This is a genomic window from Burkholderia sp. FERM BP-3421 (assembly GCF_028657905.1).
Taxonomy (GTDB): Bacteria; Pseudomonadota; Gammaproteobacteria; order Burkholderiales; family Burkholderiaceae; genus Burkholderia.
Window position 1 is genome coordinate 1,813,412 of the sequence record NZ_CP117782.1, and the last position, 21,213, is coordinate 1,834,624.

The following is a 21,213-nucleotide window of genomic DNA, read 5'->3' on the forward strand; positions in this document are numbered from 1 at the left end:
GCCCCCGTCAAGGATGCCGGATGTAGTCCACGAGCGCGTTCGTATACGCATCCGGCGGCCGGTCGCACAGACTCACGACGATCGCGACCGCGAACCCCGCCGGCACGCCGAACACGCCCGAGCTGATCGGCTCGATCCCGAACCAGCTGGGCCCGGCGAACCCGGTGATCTGGGTAAAGAACGGATAGGTCGACACGATGTAATACACGCACACCGCGAGCCCCGTCACCATGCCGGCGATCGCGCCGCGCGTGGTCGTGCGCTTCCAGAACACCCCGAGCACCAGCACCGGGAAGAAACTCGACGCCGCCAGCGAGAACGCCGCGCCCACCAGGAACAGGATCTTCCCCGTATTGAGCGACGCGACATACGACGCGAACAGCGCCACCCCGAGCAGCAACACCTTGGAGATGGTCACGCGCCGCTGGCTCGACGCATCCGGCGCGACCATGTGGTAATAGACGTCGTGCGACAACGCATTGGCGATCGTGAGCAACAGCCCGTCCGCGGTCGACAGCGCCGCCGCGAGCGCCCCCGCCGCGATCAACCCGGACACGACATACGGCAGCCCCGCGATCTCGGGCGCCGCGAGCACGACGATGTCGGGCTGCATCTGGATGCCCGCCCAATGCACGACGCCGTCGTGGAGCAGATCGAACACGCCGACCAGATCGGGTTCGAGGTGATGCCACTGCGTCACCCAGGCCGGCAGTTCCGCGAACGGCCGCCCGACCAGGTTCGCGAGGATCTCGTACTTGATGAGCACCGCGAGCACCGGCACCGTCAGATAGAACAGCGCGATGAAGAACAGCGTCCAGCCCACCGAGCGCCGCGCCGAGGCCACCGAGGTCGTCGTGTTGTAGCGCGTGAGGATATGCGGCAGGCTCGCCGTGCCGAGCGACAGGCACAGCAGCAGCGCGAGGAAATTGCGCTCGCGCGGACGGCGCTCGCCGTCGTTCGCGGCGGGGAACGGCTCGGCCATCGGCTCCGGGTCGGCCGCGCGCACGAGCAGGTCGTCGCGCGCCTGCTCCCACACCACCCGCGCCGCGTCGGGATCGCGCGGGAATTCCGCGAGCCGGCGCTCCTGCTGGCTGATCTCGCGCAGCGGCCCGTTACGGCGGCGCAGCGCCGCCAGCTCGTCGGCCAGCCGCGCCTTTTCCTCGCCGTACGACGCCGGCAGGCGATCGAGCATGCCCTGGATCTGCACGGCCCGGGCGCGATAGGTCTCGCGCGCGCGACGTTCGTCGGGCGAAGTGCGCACGCGCGCCTCGAGTTGTTCGACGCGTGTCATGAGCCGGCCGTAATCGAACTGCGGCGCCGGTCCGAGCCCCTGCTTCATCGCGATCAGCGACACCGGGATCAGGATCGCGCTGATCAGGATGATGTATTGCGCGACCTGGGTCCAGGTCACCGCGCGCATGCCACCGAGAAACGAGCAGACCAGGATCCCGGCCAGCCCGCAAAAGATCCCGATCGAGAAATCGACGCCGATGAAGCGCGTCGCGATCAGGCCGATGCCCTGGATCTGCGCGACCAGATACACGAACGAGCACAGGATCGCCGCCCCCGCCGCCAGCCCGCGCATCGCCGTGCTCGAGAACCGCGTGCCGAGGAAATCGGGAATCGTGTAGCGCGCGAGCTTGCGCACGTACGGCGCGAGCAGGAACGCGACGAGGCAGAAGCCGCCCGTCCAGCCCATCAGATAGGCGAGCGCGTCATAGCCGGTTGCGTACAGCGAGCCCGCGAGGCCGATGAACGACGCGGCCGACAGCCAGTCCGCCGCGGTGGCCATGCCGTTGAACGCGGACGGCACGCGCCGCCCCGCCACGTAGTACTCGACCAGATCCGAGGTGCGCGACAACAGCCCGATCACCGCGTACACCGCGATCGGCACGAACAGGAACACATAGCCGATCCATACGCCGGGCCCGGTCACGTGCTCGATGCGCGCGAGCAGCAGCACGAATGCGAGAAAGCCGACCGTATAAAGCGCGTACGCGTGGATCAGGCGGTTCGTCAGCATCGCTCAGCGGCCGCCGCCAGGATGCGCGGCAGGGTCTGCCTGCTGGTCGTAAGCGCGGCGCAGCACGCGGTCGGCGCGCTGCATCAGCACGATGTACACGAGGATCAGCGCCAGGTAGATCAGGATCGCGCCTTGCGCCCCGAGGTAGAACGGCAGGCTGAAACCGGCGAAGCGCAGCGGCGCGAGCGCGTGCGCGAAGCTCGGAACCACGAACGACACCGCGAAGCCGATCGCCATCAGGATCGCGATCAAACCGACGTTGAAGCGCCAGTAGCGCGCATGCGCGCGCGCGAGCGCGGCGGGCACGTCGGGCGGCTCAGCGGGATGCGCGGGGGAGGAGGACGAGGCGGCCATGCGCTTGTGTAACAAAAAGCCCCCGCGCGGGCAATCGGGATTGCCGCGCAGGGGCCGGTCGCACGAAGCCGCGCGAACGCTCAGCGCACTTCGGCGAGCTGTTCCAGGATGGCCGGATTCTCGAGCGTCGAGGTGTCCTGCGTGATCGCCTCGCCCTTCGCGAGCGAGCGCAGCAGCCGGCGCATGATCTTGCCCGAGCGGGTCTTGGGCAGGTTGTCGCCGAACCGGATGTCCTTCGGCTTCGCGATCGGCCCAATTTCCTTGCCGACCCAGTCGCGCAGCTCCTTCGCGAGCGCGACGCCTTCCTCGCCCTCGGGGCGCGAGCGCTTGAGCACCACGAACGCGACCACCGCCTCGCCCGTCGTATCGTCCGGGCGGCCGACCACGGCCGCTTCCGCGACGAGCGGATGCGACACCAGCGCCGATTCGATCTCCATCGTGCCGAGCCGGTGCCCCGAGACGTTCAGCACGTCGTCGATGCGGCCCATGATCGTGAAGTAGCCGCTGTCCTTGTCGCGCACCGTGCCGTCGCCGGCGAGGTACAGCCGCCCGCCGAGCTCCTCGGGGAAATAGCTCTTCTTGAAGCGCTCCGGATCGCCCCAGATGGTGCGCGCCATCGACGGCCACGGCCGCTTGACGACGAGGATCCCGCCCTGCCCGTTCGGCACGTCCTGGCCGGTCTCGTCGACCACGGCGGCCATGATGCCCGGCAGCGGCAGCGTGCACGAGCCCGGCACCGTCGGCGTCGCGCCCGGCAGCGGCGTGATCATGTGGCCGCCCGTCTCGGTCTGCCACCAGGTGTCGACGATCGGGCAGCGCTCGCCGCCCACGTGCTTGTGATACCACATCCACGCTTCCGGATTGATCGGCTCGCCCACCGTGCCGATGATGCGCAGGCTCGACAGGTCGTAGCTCTTCGGATGCACGACCGGGTCGGCCTCGGCCGCCTTGATCAGCGAGCGGATCGCGGTCGGCGCGGTATAGAACACCGTCACCCTGTGGTCGGCGATCATCTTCCAGAAACGCCCGGCGTTCGGATAGGTCGGCACGCCCTCGAACACGACCTGGGTCGCGCCGGTGGCGAGCGGCCCGTAGGTGATGTAGGTGTGGCCCGTGATCCAGCCGATGTCGGCCGTGCACCAGAAGACGTCGTCGGGCTTCCAGTCGAAGGTCCACTTCATCGTCTGGGCCGCCCACAGCAGGTAGCCGCCCGTGCTGTGCTGCACGCCCTTCGGCTTGCCGGTCGAGCCCGACGTATACAGGATGAAGAGCGGATGCTCGGCGCCGACCCATTCCGGCTCGCACACCTCGGCCTCGGCCGCCGCCAGCTCGTGCATCCACAGGTCGCGCCCGGCGTGCCAGTCGACCTTGCCGCCCGTGCGGCGGTACACGATCACGCTCTTGACCTTCTCGCAGCCGCCCATCGCGATCGCCTCGTCGGCGATGCTCTTGAGCGGCAGCGTCTTGCCGCCGCGCATCTGCTCGTCGGCGGTGATGAGCGCGCTCGCGCCCACGTCGACGAGCCGCTCGTTGAGCGACTTCGACGAGAAGCCGCCGAACACGACCGAGTGCGTCGCGCCGATGCGCGCGCAGGCCTGCATCGCGACGATCCCCTCGATCGACATCGGCATGTAGATCACGACCCGGTCGCCCTTGCCGATCCCACGCTTCTTCAGCGCGTTCGCGAAGCGGCTCACGCGCGCGAGCAGGTCGGCGTACGTGACACGTGTCACGGCGCCGTCATCGGCCTCGAAGATCACCGCGACCCGCTCGCCGTTGCCGGCCGCGACATGGCGGTCGAGGCAGTTGTACGACGCGTTCAGCTCGCCGTCCTCGAACCAGCTGTAGAACGGCGCGCGCGTCTCGTCGAGCACCTTGCTGAACGGCTTGCGCCATTCGAGCGTCTCGCGCGCGAGGCGCGCCCAGAATCCTTCGTAGTCACGCGCCGCCTCATCGACGAGCGCCTGGTAGGCCGCCATCCCGGCAATGGTCGCCGCCTGCCCGACGGTGGCGGGCGGTGCAAACTGGCGGCGTTCGTGCAGAACCGATTCAATCGCAGACATCGACAACCCCTTGGTGAACGTGAAACCGACTGCATGGCGGCGCGATCGTGCGCGCCGCATCTCGTTGGCGCGTGACGCGCCTGTCTCCACCCTCGCGCGACGGCCGGACCCGCATGGCTCGCGATGCTGCAGCGCAGCACGCCACGCGGCCGCGCAGCGCGACACGGCGATTGCCACGATAAGCGCCGCAACTTACCCGTCACTTACGCGGGCGGCGCCCGGCCCAAGCTTTACGCCGGCTTTCGGGCGACTCTACAATGCTAACTGAACTCGTCGTCCGGATTCCAGCTTGAATCGCTACGCTCTCTTCCTCATCCTGTCGATGCTGCTGGTCGGCAGCAACGTCGGCATCGGCAAGTCCATCGTCGTCTTCGTTCCCGTCGCCCTGCTCGCCACGCTGCGCTTCGTGGTCGCGATCGCCGTGCTGTGGCCGCTGTTCAGCCCGGTCAAGATGCGCACGGTCAAGCGCGGCGAATGGCTGAACCTGTTCCTGCAGGCGTTCTTCGGCACCTTCATGTTCACGCTGCTGATGCTGAACGGCGTGCAGCGCACGAGCGCGGTCGCGGCGGGCGTGATCACGAGCACGATCCCCGCCGTGGTCGCGCTGTTCGCGTGGCTGTTCCTGCGCGAGAAGCCGAGCGGCCGCGCGCTGGTGTCGATCGCGCTCGCGATCGTCGGCGTCGTGACCATCAATCTCGCCGGCGGGCAGGCCGACGACGGCGCGCAGGCGGGCTCGCTCACCGGCAACCTGCTGATGCTGGGCGCGGTGTGCTGCGAATCGCTGTACGTGATCCTGTCGCGCCGCCTCACGCAGACGCTCGCGCCGATCGACATCTGCGCGTACACCCACCTGTTCGGCCTGCTGCTGATGCTGCCGCTCGGCGCGAGCGCGCTCTGGCGCTTCGACTACGCGAGCGTGCCGGCGGGCATCTGGGCGCTGGTCGTCTGGTACGGGCTGTCCGCGAGCATCTTCTCGTTCTGGCTGTGGATGAAGGGCATCCGCCACGTGCCGGGCAGCCTCGCCGGCGTGTTCAGCGCGGTGCTGCCGATCGCCGCGGCGCTCTACGGCATCCTGGTGCTCGGCGAGCGCCCGACGCTCGCGCACGGCTTCGCGCTCGCCTGCGTGGTCACGGGCATCGCGCTCGCGAGCGTGCGGGCGCGGCGCGCGCCGCCCGTGTCCTCGTAGCCGCTTCGCGGCGCCCGCCGTCGCGAACGGGCGCCGCTGCAGCCCGGCCGGGCGACGCGTTACAATGACGCGCTTTCAAAAATACCCCCGATACCCGCGCCATGTCTGCCCCGTCGCCCACGCCGCACGCCCGTTCCTCCCGTCACCGGATGCGCCCGCTGCCCGCGCTCATCTTCATGAGCCGCTGGCTGCAAGTACCGCTCTACCTGGGCCTGATCCTCGGGCAGGCGGTCTATGTCTTCCTGTTCCTCACGGAAGTCTGGCACCTGGTCTCGCACGCGACCTCGCTCGACGAAACGAGCGTGATGCTCGTGGTGCTGAGCCTGATCGACGTGGTGATGATCTCGAACCTGCTGATCATGGTGATCGTCGGCGGCTACGAAACCTTCGTGTCGCGCCTCGGCATCGAGGGGCATCCCGACGAGCCCGAATGGCTCGATCACGTGAACGCGGGCCTGCTGAAGGTGAAGCTGTCGATGGCGCTGATCAGCATCTCGTCGATCCATCTGCTCAAGATCTTCATCAGCCCGGACCAGCACACGAACCACGCGATCATGTGGCAGGTGCTGATCCATGTGTCGTTCCTGCTGTCGGCGCTCGTGATGGCGTGGGTCGACCGCCTGACGACGCGCACCCATACCGAGCATTTCCATACCGATGCGCCCGCGCAGCCCGCCGCGCATCGCGAGCCGGCGTAACGACCGGCGCTGCCCAACCGATTCCCACTGTCCCCACAGAGTCTCAGCCATGACCGTCATCAAACAGGAAGACCTGATCCAGAGCATCGCGGATTCGCTGCAGTACATCAGCTACTACCATCCGCTCGACTACATCCAGGCGCTCGGCCGCGCGTACGAGCGCGAGGAAAGCCCGGCCGCGAAGGACGCGATCGCGCAGATCCTCACCAACAGCCGCATGTGCGCCGAAGGCCGTCGCCCGATCTGCCAGGACACCGGCATCGTGACGATCTTCGTGAAGGTCGGCATGGACGTGCGCTGGGACGGCGCGACGATGGGCGTCACCGACATGATCAACGAGGGCGTGCGCCGCGGTTACCTGAACCCGGACAACGTGCTGCGCGCGTCGATCGTGAACCCGCCCGAAGGCGGCCGCAAGAACACGAAGGACAACACGCCGGCCGTGATCCACTACGAGATCGTGCCGGGCGACAAGGTCGACGTGCAGGTCGCGGCGAAGGGCGGCGGCTCGGAGAACAAGTCGAAGTTCGTGATGCTGAATCCGTCCGACTCGATCGTCGACTGGGTGCTGAAGACCGTGCCGACGATGGGCGCGGGCTGGTGCCCGCCGGGGATGCTCGGGATCGGCATCGGCGGCACCGCCGAGAAGGCGATGGTGATGGCGAAGGAATCGCTGATGGATCCGATCGACATCCAGGATGTGATCGCGCGCGGTCCGAAGGACTGGGCCGAGGAACTGCGCATCGAGCTGTACGAGAAGGTCAACGCGCTCGGCATCGGCGCGCAGGGGCTCGGCGGTCTCGCGACCGTGCTCGACGTGAAGATCATGGCGGCGCCGACGCATGCGGCGTCGAAGCCCGTCGCGCTGATCCCGAACTGCGCGGCGACCCGTCACGCGCATTTCACGCTCGACGGCTCGGGCGTCGCGCGCCTCGACCCGCCGCCGCTCGACGCATGGCCGAAGGTCCAGTGGGAGCCGAACACCGAAACCAGCCAGCGCGTGAACCTCGACACGCTGACGCCCGCCGAGGTCGCAAGCTGGACGCCGGGCCAGACGCTGCTGCTGTCGGGCAAGATGCTCACGGGCCGCGACGCCGCGCACAAGCGCATCGCCGACATGCTCGCGAAGGGCGAGACGCTGCCCGTCGACTTCACGAACCGCGTGATCTACTACGTCGGCCCGGTCGATCCCGTGCGTGACGAAGCCGTGGGCCCGGCAGGCCCGACCACCGCGACGCGGATGGACAAGTTCACCGAGATGATGCTCGCGCAGACCGGGCTGATCTCGATGATCGGCAAGGCCGAGCGCGGCCCGGTCGCGATCGAGGCGATCAAGAAGCATCAGGCCGCCTACCTGATGGCCGTGGGCGGCGCCGCCTATCTCGTGTCGAAGGCGATCCGCCACGCGAAGGTGCTCGCGTTCGAAGACCTCGGCATGGAAGCGATCTACGAGTTCGACGTGCAGGACATGCCGGTGACGGTCGCGGTCGATTCGTCGGGCACATCGGTGCATCAGACGGGGCCGAAGGAATGGCAAGCGAAGATCGGCAAAATCCCGGTCGCAAGCGTGTAAACAAGAATGATTTTCAGGCCGGATTTCAATCCGGCCTTTTTGATTCTCATTACGCGCGGCCTTTCGGATATCGAACCGATTTACGCTTGGCTTTTCGGGTGCGAGCGTTTATCTTTCGATAGTCTGAGCCCCACACGATTTAAAAGGAACCATCATGCAAGGCGATAAGAAAGTCATCGAATATCTCAACGCCCAGTTGAAGAACGAGCTGACTGCAATCAACCAGTATTTCCTGCATGCGCGCATGTACAAGCACTGGGGCCTCGAAAAGCTCGGCAAGCATGAATACGACGAATCGATCGGCGAGATGAAGCACGCCGACTGGCTGATCGAGCGCGTGTTCATGCTCGACGGCCTGCCGAATCTTCAAGACCTGCACAAGCTGCTCGTCGGCGAAGAAACCGAAGAAATCCTGAAGTGCGACCTGAAGCTCGAACAGATCTCCCAGGCCACCTGCAAGGAAGCAATCGCCTATTGCGAAACGGTGCGTGACTACGTCTCGCGCGAGATCTTCGAAAAGATCCTCGACGACACCGAAGAACATATCGACTGGCTGGAAACGCAGATCGATCTGATCGGCAAGGTCGGCCTGCAGAACTATCAGCAGACGATGATGGGCTCGCCGGAGTAACTCCCCGCCCCTCTCCCGCCGCACCCGCATGCTCCGCCCGTCCCCGTTGCCCGATATACCGCCCGCCGCCGCGCCGGCGGCGCGCGCGCACGCGCCGATCGGCATCTTCGATTCCGGGCTGGGCGGCCTGTCGGTCCTGCGCGCCGCGCGCGCGCTGCTGCCCGCCGAAACATTCGTTTACGTTGCCGATTCCCGCCACGCGCCCTACGGCGAACGCGACGACGCGTTCATCACCGAGCGCACGCTGGCCATCGGCGAATGGTTGGTCGGCCAGGGCGCGAAGGCGCTCGTGGTCGCCTGCAACACCGCCACCGCGCAATCGATCGCCGCGGTGCGCACGCAATTGCCGATCCCGCTCGTCGGCGTCGAGCCCGGCATCAAGCCGGCCACGCAGGTATCGCGCTCGCGCGTGGCGGGCGTGCTCGCCACCCAGGCCACGCTGCGCAGCGAGCGGTTCCGCGCGCTACTGGAGCGGCACGCGGCCGACTGCCGTTTCATGTGCCAGCCCGGCCACGGGCTCGTGCAGGCGGTCGAGCGCTGCGACATCAACTCGCCCGAGCTGCGCGCGCTCCTGGCGTCCTATCTCGAACCGATGCTCGCCGCCGGCGCCGATACGCTCGTGCTCGGCTGCACCCACTACCCGTTCCTCGACGAAACGATCCGCGCGCTCGCGGGCGATCGTCTCACCCTCGTCGACACCAGCGACGCCATCGCGCGCCAGCTGGGCCGCGTGCTCGACGCGCACGGCCTGCGCGCGCCGGCCGACGCCGTCGCGCGCCCGACCCGCCTGTGCTCCACCAGCGACGGCGCGCATCTGCACACGCTCGCCGCCGCCCTGCTCGGGCTGGAAACCGGGGTCGAAACCGTGTCGATCGTTTCGCCGAGCGCGGCCGCCCGTTCCGCCCAGCCGGCCTGAACGGGCCGCCGGGCGGCCATGCGTGCCGCCCGTTGCCGGGAAACCCTGCTAAGCACCTGGTTTTGTTACAAAAAAGCCCGCCCCACCCTTGCCAAGCCTCGTGAATAGAATGATAATAATTCGCATTAACGTTAGCTATCACGTCCATCATGATCGTCTGCGTGTGCAAATCGGTATCCGACCGGAAGATTCGCGCCTCCCTCGCCGAGGGTGCCGCCAGCTTTGAAGAGCTTCAATTCGAACTGGGCGTCGCCTCCTGTTGCGGGAAGTGCGAGGAGTCCGTGCGCGACCTCATGGCGGAGCACGGCGTCTGCGCGAGCCGTTGCGGCGTCGAACACCACGCCCACCCGATTCCCGTGACGTTCTACGAACGCAAGGCGGCCTGAAGGCACGATTGCGCGTTGCGCGGCGCGAGCCGCGTCGTATTGTTGTTTCCACCCGCCCGTCAGCAAGCCTTTCCCGCGAGCCAGCGGCTTACCTGCAAAGGAGCCTGTGATGGAGTTGCTGATCGGATTCGTGACGACTGTGTGTATCTCGCTGTTGATTTTCCGCAAATGAGATCGCCATCCCGGGTGCGCCGGCCGCGCACCACCGCCCTACCAAGCTAACATGCAGGCCTCGACTTCCGTACCGACCGGCTCCTGGCCGGTTGCTTCCCGTATGAATCCCCGTGTCGTTACCGCCACCGCCGCAGTCCTCGCCGGACACGCGCTGCTGCTGGCCGGCGCGCTGCTGATGCGCAACGACGTGCCGGAGCGTCCGCTCGAATCGAAAGCGATCACCGCGCAGCTGCTGAGTTCGACGCCGGTTGCCCAACCGGTCGGCGTGCAGTCCGCGCCGACGCCGCAACCGAAACCCATCCCCACGCCGCGGCCGAAGCCCACGCCCAAGCCCGTGGTCAAGCAGACGCCCACGCCGCTGCCGGTCACGCACGAGCCCTCGCCCAATGCGGTCACCGCGCCCGAACCCGCGCCGCCGGCCCCGGCGGCCCCCGCCGCGCCGCCGGCCGCACCGGCTCCGGCGCCCGCGCGGCCGACGATGGAAATCGCCGCGCCCAAGGGCGGCGCGTCGCTGTCGTGCCAGATCGTCAAGGCGAATTACCCCGCGCTGTCGAAGCGCCGCGGCGAAACCGGCGTCGCGAAGGTGCGCTTCGTGGTCGGCGTCAGCGGCCAGATCGAAAGCGCGCAGATTGCCCAGAGCAGCGGCTTCCCGCGCCTCGACGACGCCGCGCTCGAAGCCGTGCGCGCGTCGCAGTGCCAGCCGTACCTGCAGAACGGGCAGCCGATGCGCGCCGCGTACACGCAGCCCTACGACTTCAGCCTGACCGACTGATTTCCGCTACATCCAAAAAGCTACACCCAAAAAGATTCAAGAAAAGGAACACACATGCAAAGCTACGGTATCGCGCACGTCTGGGCGCAAGGTGACTTCGTGACGCGCTTCATCGCGATCACGCTGCTCGTGATGTCCATCCTGTCGTGGTTGGTGATCGTCATCAAGGGCTGGAACGTCTTCCGCCTGAAGCGCCTGACCCGCAACGCCGAACAAGCCTTCTGGCATTCGGACGATTTCGATGACGGCGTGCAGAAGCTCGGCGTCTCGTCGTCGACGCCGCAGGACAACCCGTTCCTCGCGCTCGCACTGTCGGGCAAGGAAGCCGCGGACCACCACCACCAGACCCAGCCGCACCTGCACGACCGCATGGACGTATCCGACTGGGTCACGCGCTGCCTGAAGGACACGATGGACGACGGCGTCGCGCGGATGCAGAGCGGCCTCGCGATTCTCGCGTCGATCGGCAGCACCGCACCGTTCGTCGGCCTGTTCGGCACCGTGTGGGGCATCTATCACGCGCTGCTCGTGATCGGCGCGACGGGCCAGACCTCGATCGATCAGGTCGCCGGCCCGGTCGGCGAATCGCTGATCATGACCGCGTTCGGCCTGTTCGTCGCGATCCCCGCCGTGCTCGGCTACAACGCGCTCACGCGCGCGAACAAGGACATCGTGAGCAAGCTGCGCCGCTTCGCGCACGGCCTGCACGCGTACTTCGTGACGGGCGCGCGCCTCGCGTCGTCGTCCCAGCGCGACGGCCTGCGCCTCGCCACCCGCGCGAACTGATCGAGGATCCGTCATGGCAATGAATTCCACCTTCGATGAAGAAGAAGAAGGCCTGATGAACGAGATCAACATGACGCCGCTCGTCGACGTGATGTTGGTGCTCCTGATCATTTTCCTGGTCACGATCCCGGCGATGCACCACGCGGTGAAGATCGATCTGCCGCGTGCGAGCAGCCAGCCGGTCGAAGTGAAGCCGCAGACCATCAACGTCGCGATCGAAGGCGACGGCACCGTGCTGTGGGACGACCACCCGGTCACCGCGGAAGATCTGCAGACGCGCATCGCGCAGGCGGCGCAAGCCACGCCGCAGCCGGAGCTGCATCTGCGCGCGGATCGCAAGGTCGCCTACGAGCACGTGGCGGAAGTGATGTCGGCCGCGCAGGCCGGCGGCCTCACGAAGCTGGGCTTCGTCACCGAGCCGAAGTCGAAGTAACGCATCACGCATCACGCGCTCGACAAAGTAAAAGGCCTTCATCGCCAGATGAAGGCCTTTTTTGATGCGCACGCGGGCGCCTTCGGGCGGCGGGCTCTTCGGCGGCATCAATTGGCGCCTGGAGCAACGCAATGCGACTCGCCGTGATCTCACGGACTGCGCGTTCTGCCCTATCTGGCTCGCAACATATGCGGCCACCGGTTTTCGCTCAGAGCATCCTTCGCGAAGTGGGATTCCAATATAGGTCGACACGCGCACGCATTCAAGCAAACCCCGATTGAAACTACCGATCGCGCGCGACGCTTGAATGAAAAAACCGATGCTTCGCACACACAAGGATCGCCGTCAGGTGGGCAGCATCTTCGGCATGCCGTCCTTCGCGCCGCGCTCCGGGCAGCCGGGCTGCGCGTAATGCTCGTTGTCGAGCTTCTCGACCAGGAAGTCGACGAAGGCGCGCACCGCGGGCGGCATCCCCTGCCGCGACACGAACACCGCGGATAATTGCGGCGCAGGCAAGGTCCAGCCCGGCATCACCGGCGACAACTGCCCCGCGCGCAGCGCGTTGCCGTACATCATTTCCGGCAGCGCGGCGATTCCGACCCCGTCGAGCACCGCCTCGCGTATCGTCATCAGATCCGCAGTGACGAGGCGCGGCTCATGCTCGTGCGTATGCCGCGTCCCATCGGGCGCGATCAGCGAAAACACGTGACGGCCGTCACCCGACGGCGTATCGAGCGTCGCGAAACCAGCCAGATCGTCGGGCGTCAACGGCGGCGCATGCTGGCTCAACAGGCTCGGCGCGCCGACCAGCATCTGCTCGGTGCGAAACAGCGGACGCACGACGATATTCGCGCTGGAGGGCGGCTCGGAGCGCACGCGCAAGGCGACGTCGATCGAATCCTCGAACAGATCGATCACGCGATTCGTCACGCGAATCTGCATCCGCACTTCCGGATAACGATGAAGGAATTCCGGCAGCAGGTTCGACAGCATGGTCTGCGACACCGTCACCGGCACGCTCACGCGCACCGTGCCGCGCGGCGACGTACGCAGCTGCTGCACCGCGTTCATCGCGGCCTGCGCCTCCGCGAGCATGGCCTGGCAATGCTGATAGAACAGCTGCCCGGCCTCCGTCAGCGCGAGCTTGCGCGTCGAACGCTGCAGCAGACGCACGCCGAGCGCCGCCTCCAGTTCGGTCAGGCGACGCGACAGGCGCGACTTCGAGATACCGAGCACGCGCTCCGCGGCGGAAAAGCCGCCATGCTCGACGACCTGCGAGAAGTACATCAGGTCGTTCAGGTTGTGTGCGTCGATAGTCATCTCATCGTTCCAATTCCAGAACGATCCATTGCGGATCGCCCGGCTTTTCTCTGCAAATCGCTCCATATAATAGCTTCATGTATCGAAAATAAAGCGATTCCCCCCATTCCGAAGGGCCTGCCCATGTCATCCAGCCGTTCCATCACACGCACATACCCATCGCTGCGCACGACCGAAGGCGGTGGTTTCATCGTCCATCGTCCATTCCCGACCCGCCTGTTGATGGACTTCGATCCATTCCTGCTGCTCGATGAAATGGGCCCCGTCAACTACGCGCCCGGCGAGGCCAAGGGCGCGCCCGATCATCCTCATCGCGGGTTCGAGACCGTCACCTACGTACTCGACGGCCGGTTCCGCCATCGCGACTCGGCCGGCCACGCGGGCACGCTCGGTCCCGGCGACGTGCAATGGATGACGGCGGGCGCGGGCGTCGTTCACAGCGAGATGCCCGATCCCGGCTTCGCGCACACGGGCGGCCGCTCGCACGGCTTCCAGCTGTGGGTGAACCTGCCGCGGCGCGACAAGATGATCGCGCCGCGCTATCAGGAGATCGGCGCGGCGCGTCTGCCGAGCGCCACGTCGCCCGACGGTCGAGCGCGCGTGAACGTGATCGCGGGCGAAGCGTTCGGCGTACGCGCCCATATCGAGACGCGCACGCCGATCCTGTATCAGCACTTCACGCTGCAACCGGGCGCCGAGGTCGAGCATCCTGTGCCGGCCGGCTTTCGCATGTTCGCCTACCCGTTCGACGGCGACGGGTTCTACGGCGCGCAACGGCAAGCGATCGATGCGCGCCACATGGTCGTCTACGGCGACGACGGCGACACCGTCGCCTTCGCCGCGGGCGACGCGCCGCTCGATCTGCTGCTGATCGGCGGCCAGCCGCTCAACGAGCCGATCGTCCGCTACGGTCCGTTCGTGATGAATACCGAGGACGAGATCCGCCAGGCGGTCGTCGACTTCCAGAGCGGCCGCATGGGGCGCATTCCCGCCTGATGCGCGGCGGTCATCGGGACGCGCCGCCCGCGCATCCGAATTGCGTCACAATACCTGCTCGCGCCTGTGGCGCCGTACGACAGAAGGAACCTGCCGCCTTGAATTTCGAACACCTGATCCAGATCAACGACCCCAGCAACCCGACCCTGCCCACCCTGACCCGCGCCCAGCTGTGGGAAGGCCTCGTGTTGCGCGCCGAGCAGCCGCAACTCTTCGTGATCGGCCTCGACCGCTGCGTCATGCGCGAGCGCACGGACACCCTGCTCGAGCGCGAGCTGCACTTCGGCAACGCGACGATCCTCGATCGCGTGACCTTCACGCCGGACGAGCAGGTCCGCTATGACATCCACGCCGCGCACGGCGAGATCGGCGGCTCACTGACGATGACGATCGAAGAGCCGGAAGCGGCGCAACTGTTCCTGCGCTTCGAATACCGGACCACGCTGCCCGTCGGCGACGACAGCGAGGACGCACGCCAGACCCAGGAGATCGTCAAGGAGGCCTATCGCGCGTCCGACATCGACACGGTCAGGCTGATCCGCGAATACGCGCAGGGGCGCAAGGATCCCGATCCGCTGCACTGAGCCGTCATGCGGGGCGCCCCCGCGGCGCTCCAGCCTGGATTTTGACGTTGGCTATCGACTTCGCTTGTTCGATCAATAATGAGATGTTGTAAATGGGAATGGTTATCATTTAGACTTCATTCCATCGTATCGCCAAACATCACTGACCGAATGACCGAACTTATGCGCTCTTCCACGCTCACCCTGCGCCGCACTGGCGGCACCGCAACCGGTGGCCGGACGAAAGTGGCGGCGGTTACCACGCCAGCGAATGCCGCGAAACCCGCCGGCGCGGATGCCGGCCAGCGCGTCGTCAAGAGCGAGGCGCTGCTCCAGGGCCAGACGCACGTGAGCATCGCGCACAACGGCGAGACTTACCAGCTCCGCGCCACCCGCCTGGGCAAGCTGATTTTGACGAAGTAGTCGTACCGAGTATTGTGGGGACCACCTCCTAGAGGGGTGTTGGGCATTAGCCAGCCGTAGCGGCTTGCACGCGAGATCTAGACCCCTTCGTGCAAACACATTCAAGCAGCCGTTACAGCAAGCCAAGCCACTTTTTTTGGTTCTCACCCGTGAAAGCAAAAGCGGCGCGTTCGATGAACGCGCCGCTTTTTTATCGCCGGCTTTCCTGCCGCCGACACGTCCTTCCACCCGGCTCAGAATCCCCAGAACATCAGCCACCACGCACTGTCGATCACGGCGAGCGCCGCGGCCACCCAGCCCATCGCGAGCACGCGGCGCGGCCAGCCTGCATAGCGGCCCGTGACCTTGAACGCGAGCCACGCGCTCCACAGGTTCGCGCCGATCAGGATCGCCAATCGCACATCGGTCGCCCAGCCGAGCGGCACGTGCTCCGCGCGCAGCAGCGACAGCGTCGTCGCGGACAAGCCGAGAAACACGCCCGCGCCCGCGATCGGAATCAGCCCCTGCGCGAGATGATGGAGCCGCACGCGCTCGAAACGGCCGAGCATCATGACCGCGCCGCTGAGCAGCACCAGCAGCACACTCCCGTAGATCAGTCCCGTGCCGACGATATAGCTGACGACGAGCGCCCCGTCGAGCCACGAGAACACGTCGTTGCGGTCGGGATAATGCGTGAGCAGGAACCACGGCGCATTGGTCTCGAGCGGCCAGAGGATGTCGTGGTCGATCAGCCAGCCGGCGAGCGCCTGCTTGATCTGCACGAACCACGGGCTCACGGTCCAGTGGAACGCGCCGATCGCGACGCCGAGCAACCCGTACAGGATCAGCGCGGTATCCCAGCCGCTCGCGTGCTTGTCGCCGAGCGCGACGACCTCTTCCGACGGCGAGCGCGCCGTCAGCGCGATCGCATCGCGATGGCCGGCGCAGCGGCCGCACATATGGCAGTCCGCCGCGCCCTTCATGTTGCGCAAGGGCACGAGCGGTGCACAGTTGATCGGAATCACGCGGTGCCCATGCTCGCCCTGCCGGTACGAACGTCGCCATGCTTCCTCGTCGACCTTGTAGCGCAGCGGCGCGAGTCGCGCGAGCAGCGAGAACACCCCGTTGACGGGGCACAGGTACTTGCACCAGACCCGCTTCTCGCGCCCGTACAGCAGACCGATCACCATCGCCGCGGCGGTCGAGCCGCCGAGCACCAGCAGCACGGCGCGCGGGTATTGGTAGACGCTCACCATCTGGCCATAGATCGTCGTGATCCCGAACGCAACGAACGGCCAGCCGCCCCAACGCATCCAGCGCGGAATCGCGCGGCCGCGACCGAAGCGGCTCGCGAACTCCGCGAGCGCGCCCTCAGGACACAGCACGCCGCACCACACGCGCCCGAGCATCACCATCGACAGCAGCACGAACGGCCACCAGATTCCCCAGAACAGGAACTGCGCGGCCAGCGTGAAATTGCTCCACAGATGCGCGGTGTCGTCGGGCAGCGGCGTGAACGCGGGCACGAGGATCAGGAACGCATAGACCGCGACCACGACCCACTGGATGCCGCGGATCAAAGCGCCATGGCGCTGCATCCATTGGCCGGCCGCCGCGATGCGGCCGATGCGGCCGCCGGCGACCGCGCTCATGCAGCGCGCCCCGCCGTCGCGACCGGACGCCGTGTCGCGCGCTTCAGCAGCAGATAGACGACGAGCCAATACGCGGCGTACGCAACCAGGTTCATGAGCGCCGGGTGCGCGCGATAGCCGGTCAGCGTCGCGACGAGCGAGCCGAAGGTGCTCGAATCATCGAGCAGCGCGGAGCTGTCCCACAGCTGCGCGATGCCGAGCGGCAGGATCTCCTTGTCGATCAGCTTGTCGACCCCGGTCTGGAACAGGCCGGCGCCGAGGAACAGCAGCATGATCTCGGTCACGCGGAAGAAATGCCGCCACGAGAAATACTTGCCGCCGAGTTGCAGCAGATAGAACGTGAGGAACGCGAGGCCGAGGCCGATGAGTACCGCGAGCATCTGCGCGCCGTCGACATGCCCGGACTGGCCGAAGCCGAGCCCGTACAGGAAGATCACGGTTTCGCTGCCCTCGCGCGCGATCGCCAGCGCGACCAGCACCGCGACGCCCCACCAGTTCGAACCCTGCGTGCTCTTCTGCAGCGATTGCTCCATGTCGCGCTTGAGCGTGCGGCCGTGCTGGCGCATCCACAGCACCATCTGCACGATCAGCACGCAGGCGACCAGCACCATCGCCGTCTGGAAATAGTCCTGCGCGTCGCCGGACAACACCTCGGTGAAGCCGACCAGCGCGGCGCCGAGCGCGACCGCCATCAACAGGCCCGCGCCCACCCCGGCCCACAGATACGGCAGGCCGCGCCGTGCATCGGCGTCGCCGTTATTGAGCCATGCGTAAAGAATGCCGACGACGAGCAGCGCCTCGACGCTCTCCCGCCAGACTATGAACAAGATCTGACCCATCTATCCCTCCTGGCACCGCTCGCGCGGCAAGCGCCGCCGGTGCGAAATCCCTTACTTCGCGACGATGACGCCCTGCGCCTGCTGGTGGAAATCGTCAAAGAACTTGTACTCGCCCGGCGACAGCGGGGCGATCACGACGAACGACTCGGAGCCCGGCGCGAGCACCTTCTCCTTGCGCAGCTGCACGCTCTCGAATTCGACTGCGCCCTTGCCGGTATTGCGGATTTCTATCTTGATGCGCTGGCCGGCCGGCACTTCGATGCGGGCCGGATTGAGCTTGCCGTCGGCCATCTCGAGCTTGAAGGTCGGCAGGTCGACCGCATGCGCGGCGCCCGCGACGAGCACGGCGGCGGCGAACGCGAATATTCTGGGGAATGTCATTGTGTTTCTCAAAAAAGACAAGCGCGCTATACGCGCGCTGTCCGACTGCTGCAGATCCCGCGGATCAATATCCGCCTTTCTTGCCGATGCCCGCGAACGGGAAATCGTAGTCGAGCGTGATCGGCTTGAACCACGGGCCCACGCCGGTTTCCTTGTCGACGTGGCGGCCGAACGCCATGTGGCCCGTCTGCATCGGCGGCTTCACGACGAGCGTCAGGTGGTACTTGCCCGGACCGTTCAGCTTCACGTTGTCGCCGTAGTGCGGGCCGTCGCTCGCGACCATGCCCATCAGGTCGCCTTCCGACTTCCACTTCGCGTCGCCCTGCTTCGTGAGCTTGTAGGTCACTTGCAGGTATGGCATCCAGTCGCCTTCGGCGAACCCGGTCGGATTGTTCTTGACCGCGTGGATGTCGGCCTCGAGGTGGATGTCCGAATCCGATGCCTTGCGCATCATCCCTTCCGGCTCCATCGTGATCGGCTGCAGATAAACCGCGCCGATCTCCATGCCGCCCTGGATCTGATGCTTGCCGATCGGATACTCGGCAGCCGTGGCCGACATCGCGGCCAGCGCCGCCGCTACCGCAATCCCGTTGCGGATGAAGGAAGAACCCAACATTGACACTCCTTGTTTTTATCGTCCGACCACACCCGACGGCCCCAAGCGCGGCCCGTCGGCGGTCCCTGATGCGAGAAAGAACGTTAATGCGAACTATTCTCAATAATTGCGGAGTTTAGCACCGATCCTGAACCGGAACAAACCGGCCCGCGCACCAAACCCTTGCTGGATCAGGAGCCCGATGCATCGGCGCGGGGTCAGGCGCCGCTCACGTGGTCGCCGACATTCGCGCCGAACACGCGTTCGCGCAGCAGCGCGAGCTGGTCGCGCGTCTGGGCGGCCTTCTCGAACTCGAGGTTCTTCGCGAAATCGGCCATCTGCTTCTCGAGCCGCTTGATCTCCTTCGCGATCTGCTTTTCCGACATGTCCTCGAATTTCGCGCGCTGCTGCGCCTCCTTCAGCTCCGCGCGCGCGTCGTCGACGTTGTAAACGCCGTCGATGATGTCCTTGATGCGCTTTTGCACGCCGCGCGGCGTGATGCCCATCTTTTCGTTGAACGCCACCTGCTTCGCGCGCCGGCGCTCGGTCTCGTCGATCGCGCGACGCATCGAGTCGGTGATGCGGTCCGCGTAGAGCAGCGCCTTGCCGTTGACGTTACGAGCCGCGCGGCCGATGGTCTGGATCAGCGAACGCTCGGCGCGCAGGAAACCTTCCTTGTCGGCGTCGAGGATCGCGACGAGCGACACCTCGGGAATGTCGAGGCCCTCGCGCAGCAGGTTGATCCCGACCAGCACATCGAAGGTGCCGAGCCGCAGGTCGCGGATGATCTCGACGCGCTCGACCGTGTCGATGTCGCTGTGCAGGTAGCGCACCTTCACGCCGTGGTCGGCGAGGAATTCAGTCAGCTGCTCGGCCATCCGCTTGGTCAGCACCGTGATCAGCACCCGTTCGCCGGCCTTGACCCGCGCGTTGATCTCGGTGAGCACGTCGTCGACCTGGCTGCTCGCGGGGCGCACCTCGATCTCCGGATCGACGAGCCCCGTCGGCCGCACCACCTGCTCGGCCACCTGCCCCGTCACCCGCAGCTCGTAGTCGGCGGGCGTCGCGGACACGAACACGACCTGGCGCATCTTGCGCTCGAACTCCGGAAACTTGAGCGGCCGGTTGTCGAGCGCGGACGGCAGCCGGAAGCCGTAGTCGACCAGATTCTCCTTGCGCGCGCGGTCGCCGTTATACATGCCGTTCAGCTGGCCGATCAGCACGTGCGATTCGTCGAGCAGCATCAGCGCGTCGGACGGCAGGTAATCGACGAGGGTCGGCGGCGGCTCGCCCGCCGCGGCGCCGGAGAAGTGCCGCGAGTAGTTCTCGATGCCCTTGCAGAAGCCCAGCTCGTGCAGCATCTCCAGATCGAAGCGGGTGCGCTGCTCGAGCCGCTGTGCCTCGACGAGCTTGCCTTCGCGGTGGAAAAACTCGAGCCGCTCGCGCAATTCGTCCTTGATCGTCTCGACCGCGCGCATCACGGTGTCGCGCGGCGTCACGTAGTGCGACGACGGATAGACGGTGAAACGCGGGATCTTCTGCCGCACCCGGCCTGTCAGCGGATCGAACAGCTGCAGCGACTCGACCTCGTCGTCGAACAGCTCGACCCGCACCGCCATTTCCGCGTGCTCGGCCGGGAAGATGTCGATCGTGTCGCCGCGCACCCGGAACGCGCCGCGCTGGAAGTCGGCCTCGTTGCGGTTGTACTGCATCGCGATCAGGCGCGCGATCACGTCGCGCTGGCCGAGCTTGTCGCCCGTGCGCAGCGTGAGAATCATCTGGTGATACTCGGACGGATTGCCGATACCGTAGATCGCCGACACCGTCGCGACGATCACCACGTCGCGGCGCTCCATCAGGCTCTTCGTCGCCGACAGCCGCATCTGCTCGATGTGCTCGTTGATCGACGAATCCTTCTCGATGAACAGGTCGCGCTGCGGTACGTACGCTTCCGGCTGGTAGTAGTCGTAGTACGAGACGAAATACTCGACCGCATTACGCGGAAAGAACTCGCGGAATTCCGCGTACAGCTGCGCGGCCAGCGTCTTGTTCGGGGCGAACACGATCGCCGGGCGGCCGAGCCGCGCGATCGTGTTCGCCATCGTGAAGGTCTTGCCCGAGCCGGTTACGCCGAGCAGCGTCTGGAACGACAGACCGTCCTCGACGCCTTCCACCAGCGTCTCGATCGCGGTCGGCTGGTCGCCGGCGGGCGGGTACGGCTGGTAGAGCTGGAACGGGGAGCCCTCGAACGTCACGAATTTCGATTCGTCGAGCGCCTCTTGCGTATCGGAATGATGTTCAGCCATGGGGTGCGGATCGCTGCGGAGGCAAAGGACTATTCTAGCGCGTCGCCGCCGGCCGGGCTGCTGTCGCCTCCTGCCGCGCGCCGCGTGCAAAAACCCGGCACGCCGCTGCGACATCGGCCGAAAACGCGCGGCGAATTCGCTACAATAGACGGCTGTCGCGCTTT

At 66.3% G+C, this 21,213-nt stretch carries 21 protein-coding genes; 12 read left to right on the forward strand and 9 right to left on the reverse strand.

Features of this window, described 5'->3' with window-relative positions; translation table 11 throughout:
* Positions 1-7 precede the first annotated feature (7 nt).
* The 3 genes from Bsp3421_RS24030 to acs form a co-directional block, all read right to left on the reverse strand.
* Positions 8-2,023, reverse strand: a complete 2,016-nt coding sequence (locus Bsp3421_RS24030; RefSeq protein WP_274004046.1) for a sodium:solute symporter family protein — start codon at positions 2,021-2,023, stop codon at positions 8-10.
* Between the two features lie 3 nt (positions 2,024-2,026).
* Positions 2,027-2,377, reverse strand: a complete 351-nt coding sequence (locus Bsp3421_RS24035; protein ID WP_274004048.1) for a DUF4212 domain-containing protein — start codon at positions 2,375-2,377, stop codon at positions 2,027-2,029.
* Between the two features lie 80 nt (positions 2,378-2,457).
* Positions 2,458-4,440, reverse strand: a complete 1,983-nt coding sequence (acs, locus tag Bsp3421_RS24040) for an acetate--CoA ligase (RefSeq protein WP_274004050.1) — start codon at positions 4,438-4,440, stop codon at positions 2,458-2,460.
* A 289-nt stretch (positions 4,441-4,729) separates the two neighbouring features.
* Here acs and Bsp3421_RS24045 point away from each other — a divergent pair, with 289 nt between their 5' ends.
* The 9 genes from Bsp3421_RS24045 (at position 4,730) to Bsp3421_RS24085 (ending at position 11,995) form a co-directional block, all read left to right on the forward strand.
* Positions 4,730-5,626 carry a DMT family transporter gene (locus Bsp3421_RS24045; protein ID WP_274004053.1) on the forward strand — a complete coding sequence of 299 codons (897 nt, stop codon included), beginning with the start codon at positions 4,730-4,732 and terminating at the stop codon, positions 5,624-5,626.
* Positions 5,627-5,727: 101 nt separating this feature from the next.
* Positions 5,728-6,324: a TIGR00645 family protein gene (locus Bsp3421_RS24050; protein ID WP_274004055.1), complete on the forward strand. Its 597-nt coding sequence runs from the start codon at positions 5,728-5,730 to the stop codon at positions 6,322-6,324.
* A gap of 49 nt (positions 6,325-6,373) precedes the next feature.
* Positions 6,374-7,897, forward strand: coding sequence for a fumarate hydratase (locus tag Bsp3421_RS24055; protein ID WP_274004056.1), 1,524 nt, complete (start codon positions 6,374-6,376; stop codon positions 7,895-7,897).
* A 154-nt stretch (positions 7,898-8,051) separates the two neighbouring features.
* A complete protein-coding gene (bfr, locus tag Bsp3421_RS24060; RefSeq protein WP_252982814.1) occupies positions 8,052-8,528 on the forward strand; it encodes a bacterioferritin in 477 nt (158 codons plus the stop codon).
* A gap of 28 nt (positions 8,529-8,556) precedes the next feature.
* Complete coding sequence (murI, locus tag Bsp3421_RS24065; RefSeq protein WP_274004060.1) at positions 8,557-9,444, forward strand: glutamate racemase; 888 nt, start codon at positions 8,557-8,559, stop codon at positions 9,442-9,444.
* A gap of 149 nt (positions 9,445-9,593) precedes the next feature.
* Positions 9,594-9,830, forward strand: coding sequence for a (2Fe-2S)-binding protein (locus Bsp3421_RS24070; protein ID WP_274004062.1), 237 nt, complete (start codon positions 9,594-9,596; stop codon positions 9,828-9,830).
* Between the two features lie 223 nt (positions 9,831-10,053).
* The gene (locus Bsp3421_RS24075; protein ID WP_274004064.1) at positions 10,054-10,776 is read left to right on the forward strand and encodes an energy transducer TonB; all 723 of its coding nucleotides are present in this window, start codon (positions 10,054-10,056) and stop codon (positions 10,774-10,776) included.
* Between the two features lie 54 nt (positions 10,777-10,830).
* On the forward strand, positions 10,831-11,562 hold the full coding sequence (locus tag Bsp3421_RS24080) for a MotA/TolQ/ExbB proton channel family protein (protein ID WP_274004066.1): 732 nt from the start codon (positions 10,831-10,833) through the stop codon (positions 11,560-11,562).
* Between the two features lie 13 nt (positions 11,563-11,575).
* Positions 11,576-11,995 carry an ExbD/TolR family protein gene (locus tag Bsp3421_RS24085; protein ID WP_274004069.1) on the forward strand — a complete coding sequence of 140 codons (420 nt, stop codon included), beginning with the start codon at positions 11,576-11,578 and terminating at the stop codon, positions 11,993-11,995.
* A 345-nt stretch (positions 11,996-12,340) separates the two neighbouring features.
* On the opposite strand, the gene Bsp3421_RS24090 is transcribed toward Bsp3421_RS24085, so the two are convergent.
* Positions 12,341-13,315 carry a LysR family transcriptional regulator gene (locus tag Bsp3421_RS24090; protein WP_274004070.1) on the reverse strand — a complete coding sequence of 325 codons (975 nt, stop codon included), beginning with the start codon at positions 13,313-13,315 and terminating at the stop codon, positions 12,341-12,343.
* A 123-nt stretch (positions 13,316-13,438) separates the two neighbouring features.
* On the opposite strand from Bsp3421_RS24090, the gene Bsp3421_RS24095 reads away from it, so the two are divergent.
* From Bsp3421_RS24095 to hemP, 3 genes are all read left to right on the forward strand, one after another.
* The gene (locus tag Bsp3421_RS24095; RefSeq protein WP_274004335.1) at positions 13,439-14,311 is read left to right on the forward strand and encodes a pirin family protein; all 873 of its coding nucleotides are present in this window, start codon (positions 13,439-13,441) and stop codon (positions 14,309-14,311) included.
* Between the two features lie 98 nt (positions 14,312-14,409).
* Positions 14,410-14,895, forward strand: a complete 486-nt coding sequence (locus Bsp3421_RS24100; protein WP_274004071.1) for an SRPBCC family protein — start codon at positions 14,410-14,412, stop codon at positions 14,893-14,895.
* 150 nt (positions 14,896-15,045) lie between these two features.
* Positions 15,046-15,297, forward strand: a complete 252-nt coding sequence (gene hemP / locus Bsp3421_RS24105; RefSeq protein ID WP_274004073.1) for a hemin uptake protein HemP — start codon at positions 15,046-15,048, stop codon at positions 15,295-15,297.
* A 233-nt stretch (positions 15,298-15,530) separates the two neighbouring features.
* Here hemP and Bsp3421_RS24110 read toward each other — a convergent pair whose 3' ends face one another.
* From Bsp3421_RS24110 to uvrB, 5 genes are all read right to left on the reverse strand, one after another.
* Complete coding sequence (locus Bsp3421_RS24110) at positions 15,531-16,928, reverse strand: 4Fe-4S binding protein (protein ID WP_274004074.1); 1,398 nt, start codon at positions 16,926-16,928, stop codon at positions 15,531-15,533.
* A complete protein-coding gene (locus tag Bsp3421_RS24115) occupies positions 16,925-17,767 on the reverse strand; it encodes an FTR1 family iron permease (protein ID WP_274004076.1) in 843 nt (280 codons plus the stop codon). Before Bsp3421_RS24115 ends, Bsp3421_RS24110 begins: the two co-directional genes overlap by 4 nt.
* 51 nt (positions 17,768-17,818) lie before the next feature.
* Positions 17,819-18,148 carry a cupredoxin domain-containing protein gene (locus Bsp3421_RS24120; RefSeq protein WP_274004078.1) on the reverse strand — a complete coding sequence of 110 codons (330 nt, stop codon included), beginning with the start codon at positions 18,146-18,148 and terminating at the stop codon, positions 17,819-17,821.
* Positions 18,149-18,212: 64 nt separating this feature from the next.
* The gene (locus Bsp3421_RS24125) at positions 18,213-18,764 is read right to left on the reverse strand and encodes an iron transporter (RefSeq protein WP_274004079.1); all 552 of its coding nucleotides are present in this window, start codon (positions 18,762-18,764) and stop codon (positions 18,213-18,215) included.
* A gap of 197 nt (positions 18,765-18,961) precedes the next feature.
* On the reverse strand, positions 18,962-21,049 hold the full coding sequence (gene uvrB, locus Bsp3421_RS24130; protein ID WP_274004080.1) for an excinuclease ABC subunit UvrB: 2,088 nt from the start codon (positions 21,047-21,049) through the stop codon (positions 18,962-18,964).
* Between the last annotated feature and the right edge of the window lie 164 nt (positions 21,050-21,213).

What these genes read in the sequence shown, in the direction of transcription:
- Bsp3421_RS24125 (WP_274004079.1), bottom strand. Translation starts at nt 18,764, where the DNA reads ATGTTGGGTTCTTCCTTCATCCGCAACGGGATTGCGGTAGCGGCGGCG.
- acs (WP_274004050.1), bottom strand. Translation starts at nt 4,440, where the DNA reads ATGTCTGCGATTGAATCGGTTCTGCACGAACGCCGCCAGTTTGCACCG.
- Bsp3421_RS24095 (WP_274004335.1), top strand. Translation starts at nt 13,439, where the DNA reads ATGTCATCCAGCCGTTCCATCACACGCACATACCCATCGCTGCGCACG.
- uvrB (WP_274004080.1), bottom strand. Translation starts at nt 21,049, where the DNA reads ATGGCTGAACATCATTCCGATACGCAAGAGGCGCTCGACGAATCGAAA.
- Bsp3421_RS24035 (WP_274004048.1), bottom strand. Translation starts at nt 2,377, where the DNA reads ATGGCCGCCTCGTCCTCCTCCCCCGCGCATCCCGCTGAGCCGCCCGAC.
- Bsp3421_RS24115 (WP_274004076.1), bottom strand. Translation starts at nt 17,767, where the DNA reads ATGGGTCAGATCTTGTTCATAGTCTGGCGGGAGAGCGTCGAGGCGCTG.
- Bsp3421_RS24120 (WP_274004078.1), bottom strand. Translation starts at nt 18,148, where the DNA reads ATGACATTCCCCAGAATATTCGCGTTCGCCGCCGCCGTGCTCGTCGCG.
- Bsp3421_RS24090 (WP_274004070.1), bottom strand. Translation starts at nt 13,315, where the DNA reads ATGACTATCGACGCACACAACCTGAACGACCTGATGTACTTCTCGCAG.
- Bsp3421_RS24085 (WP_274004069.1), top strand. Translation starts at nt 11,576, where the DNA reads ATGGCAATGAATTCCACCTTCGATGAAGAAGAAGAAGGCCTGATGAAC.
- Bsp3421_RS24075 (WP_274004064.1), top strand. Translation starts at nt 10,054, where the DNA reads ATGCAGGCCTCGACTTCCGTACCGACCGGCTCCTGGCCGGTTGCTTCC.
- Bsp3421_RS24055 (WP_274004056.1), top strand. Translation starts at nt 6,374, where the DNA reads ATGACCGTCATCAAACAGGAAGACCTGATCCAGAGCATCGCGGATTCG.
- Bsp3421_RS24110 (WP_274004074.1), bottom strand. Translation starts at nt 16,928, where the DNA reads ATGAGCGCGGTCGCCGGCGGCCGCATCGGCCGCATCGCGGCGGCCGGC.
- bfr (WP_252982814.1), top strand. Translation starts at nt 8,052, where the DNA reads ATGCAAGGCGATAAGAAAGTCATCGAATATCTCAACGCCCAGTTGAAG.
- hemP (WP_274004073.1), top strand. Translation starts at nt 15,046, where the DNA reads ATGACCGAACTTATGCGCTCTTCCACGCTCACCCTGCGCCGCACTGGC.
- Bsp3421_RS24050 (WP_274004055.1), top strand. Translation starts at nt 5,728, where the DNA reads ATGTCTGCCCCGTCGCCCACGCCGCACGCCCGTTCCTCCCGTCACCGG.
- Bsp3421_RS24080 (WP_274004066.1), top strand. Translation starts at nt 10,831, where the DNA reads ATGCAAAGCTACGGTATCGCGCACGTCTGGGCGCAAGGTGACTTCGTG.
- murI (WP_274004060.1), top strand. Translation starts at nt 8,557, where the DNA reads ATGCTCCGCCCGTCCCCGTTGCCCGATATACCGCCCGCCGCCGCGCCG.
- Bsp3421_RS24070 (WP_274004062.1), top strand. Translation starts at nt 9,594, where the DNA reads ATGATCGTCTGCGTGTGCAAATCGGTATCCGACCGGAAGATTCGCGCC.
- Bsp3421_RS24030 (WP_274004046.1), bottom strand. Translation starts at nt 2,023, where the DNA reads ATGCTGACGAACCGCCTGATCCACGCGTACGCGCTTTATACGGTCGGC.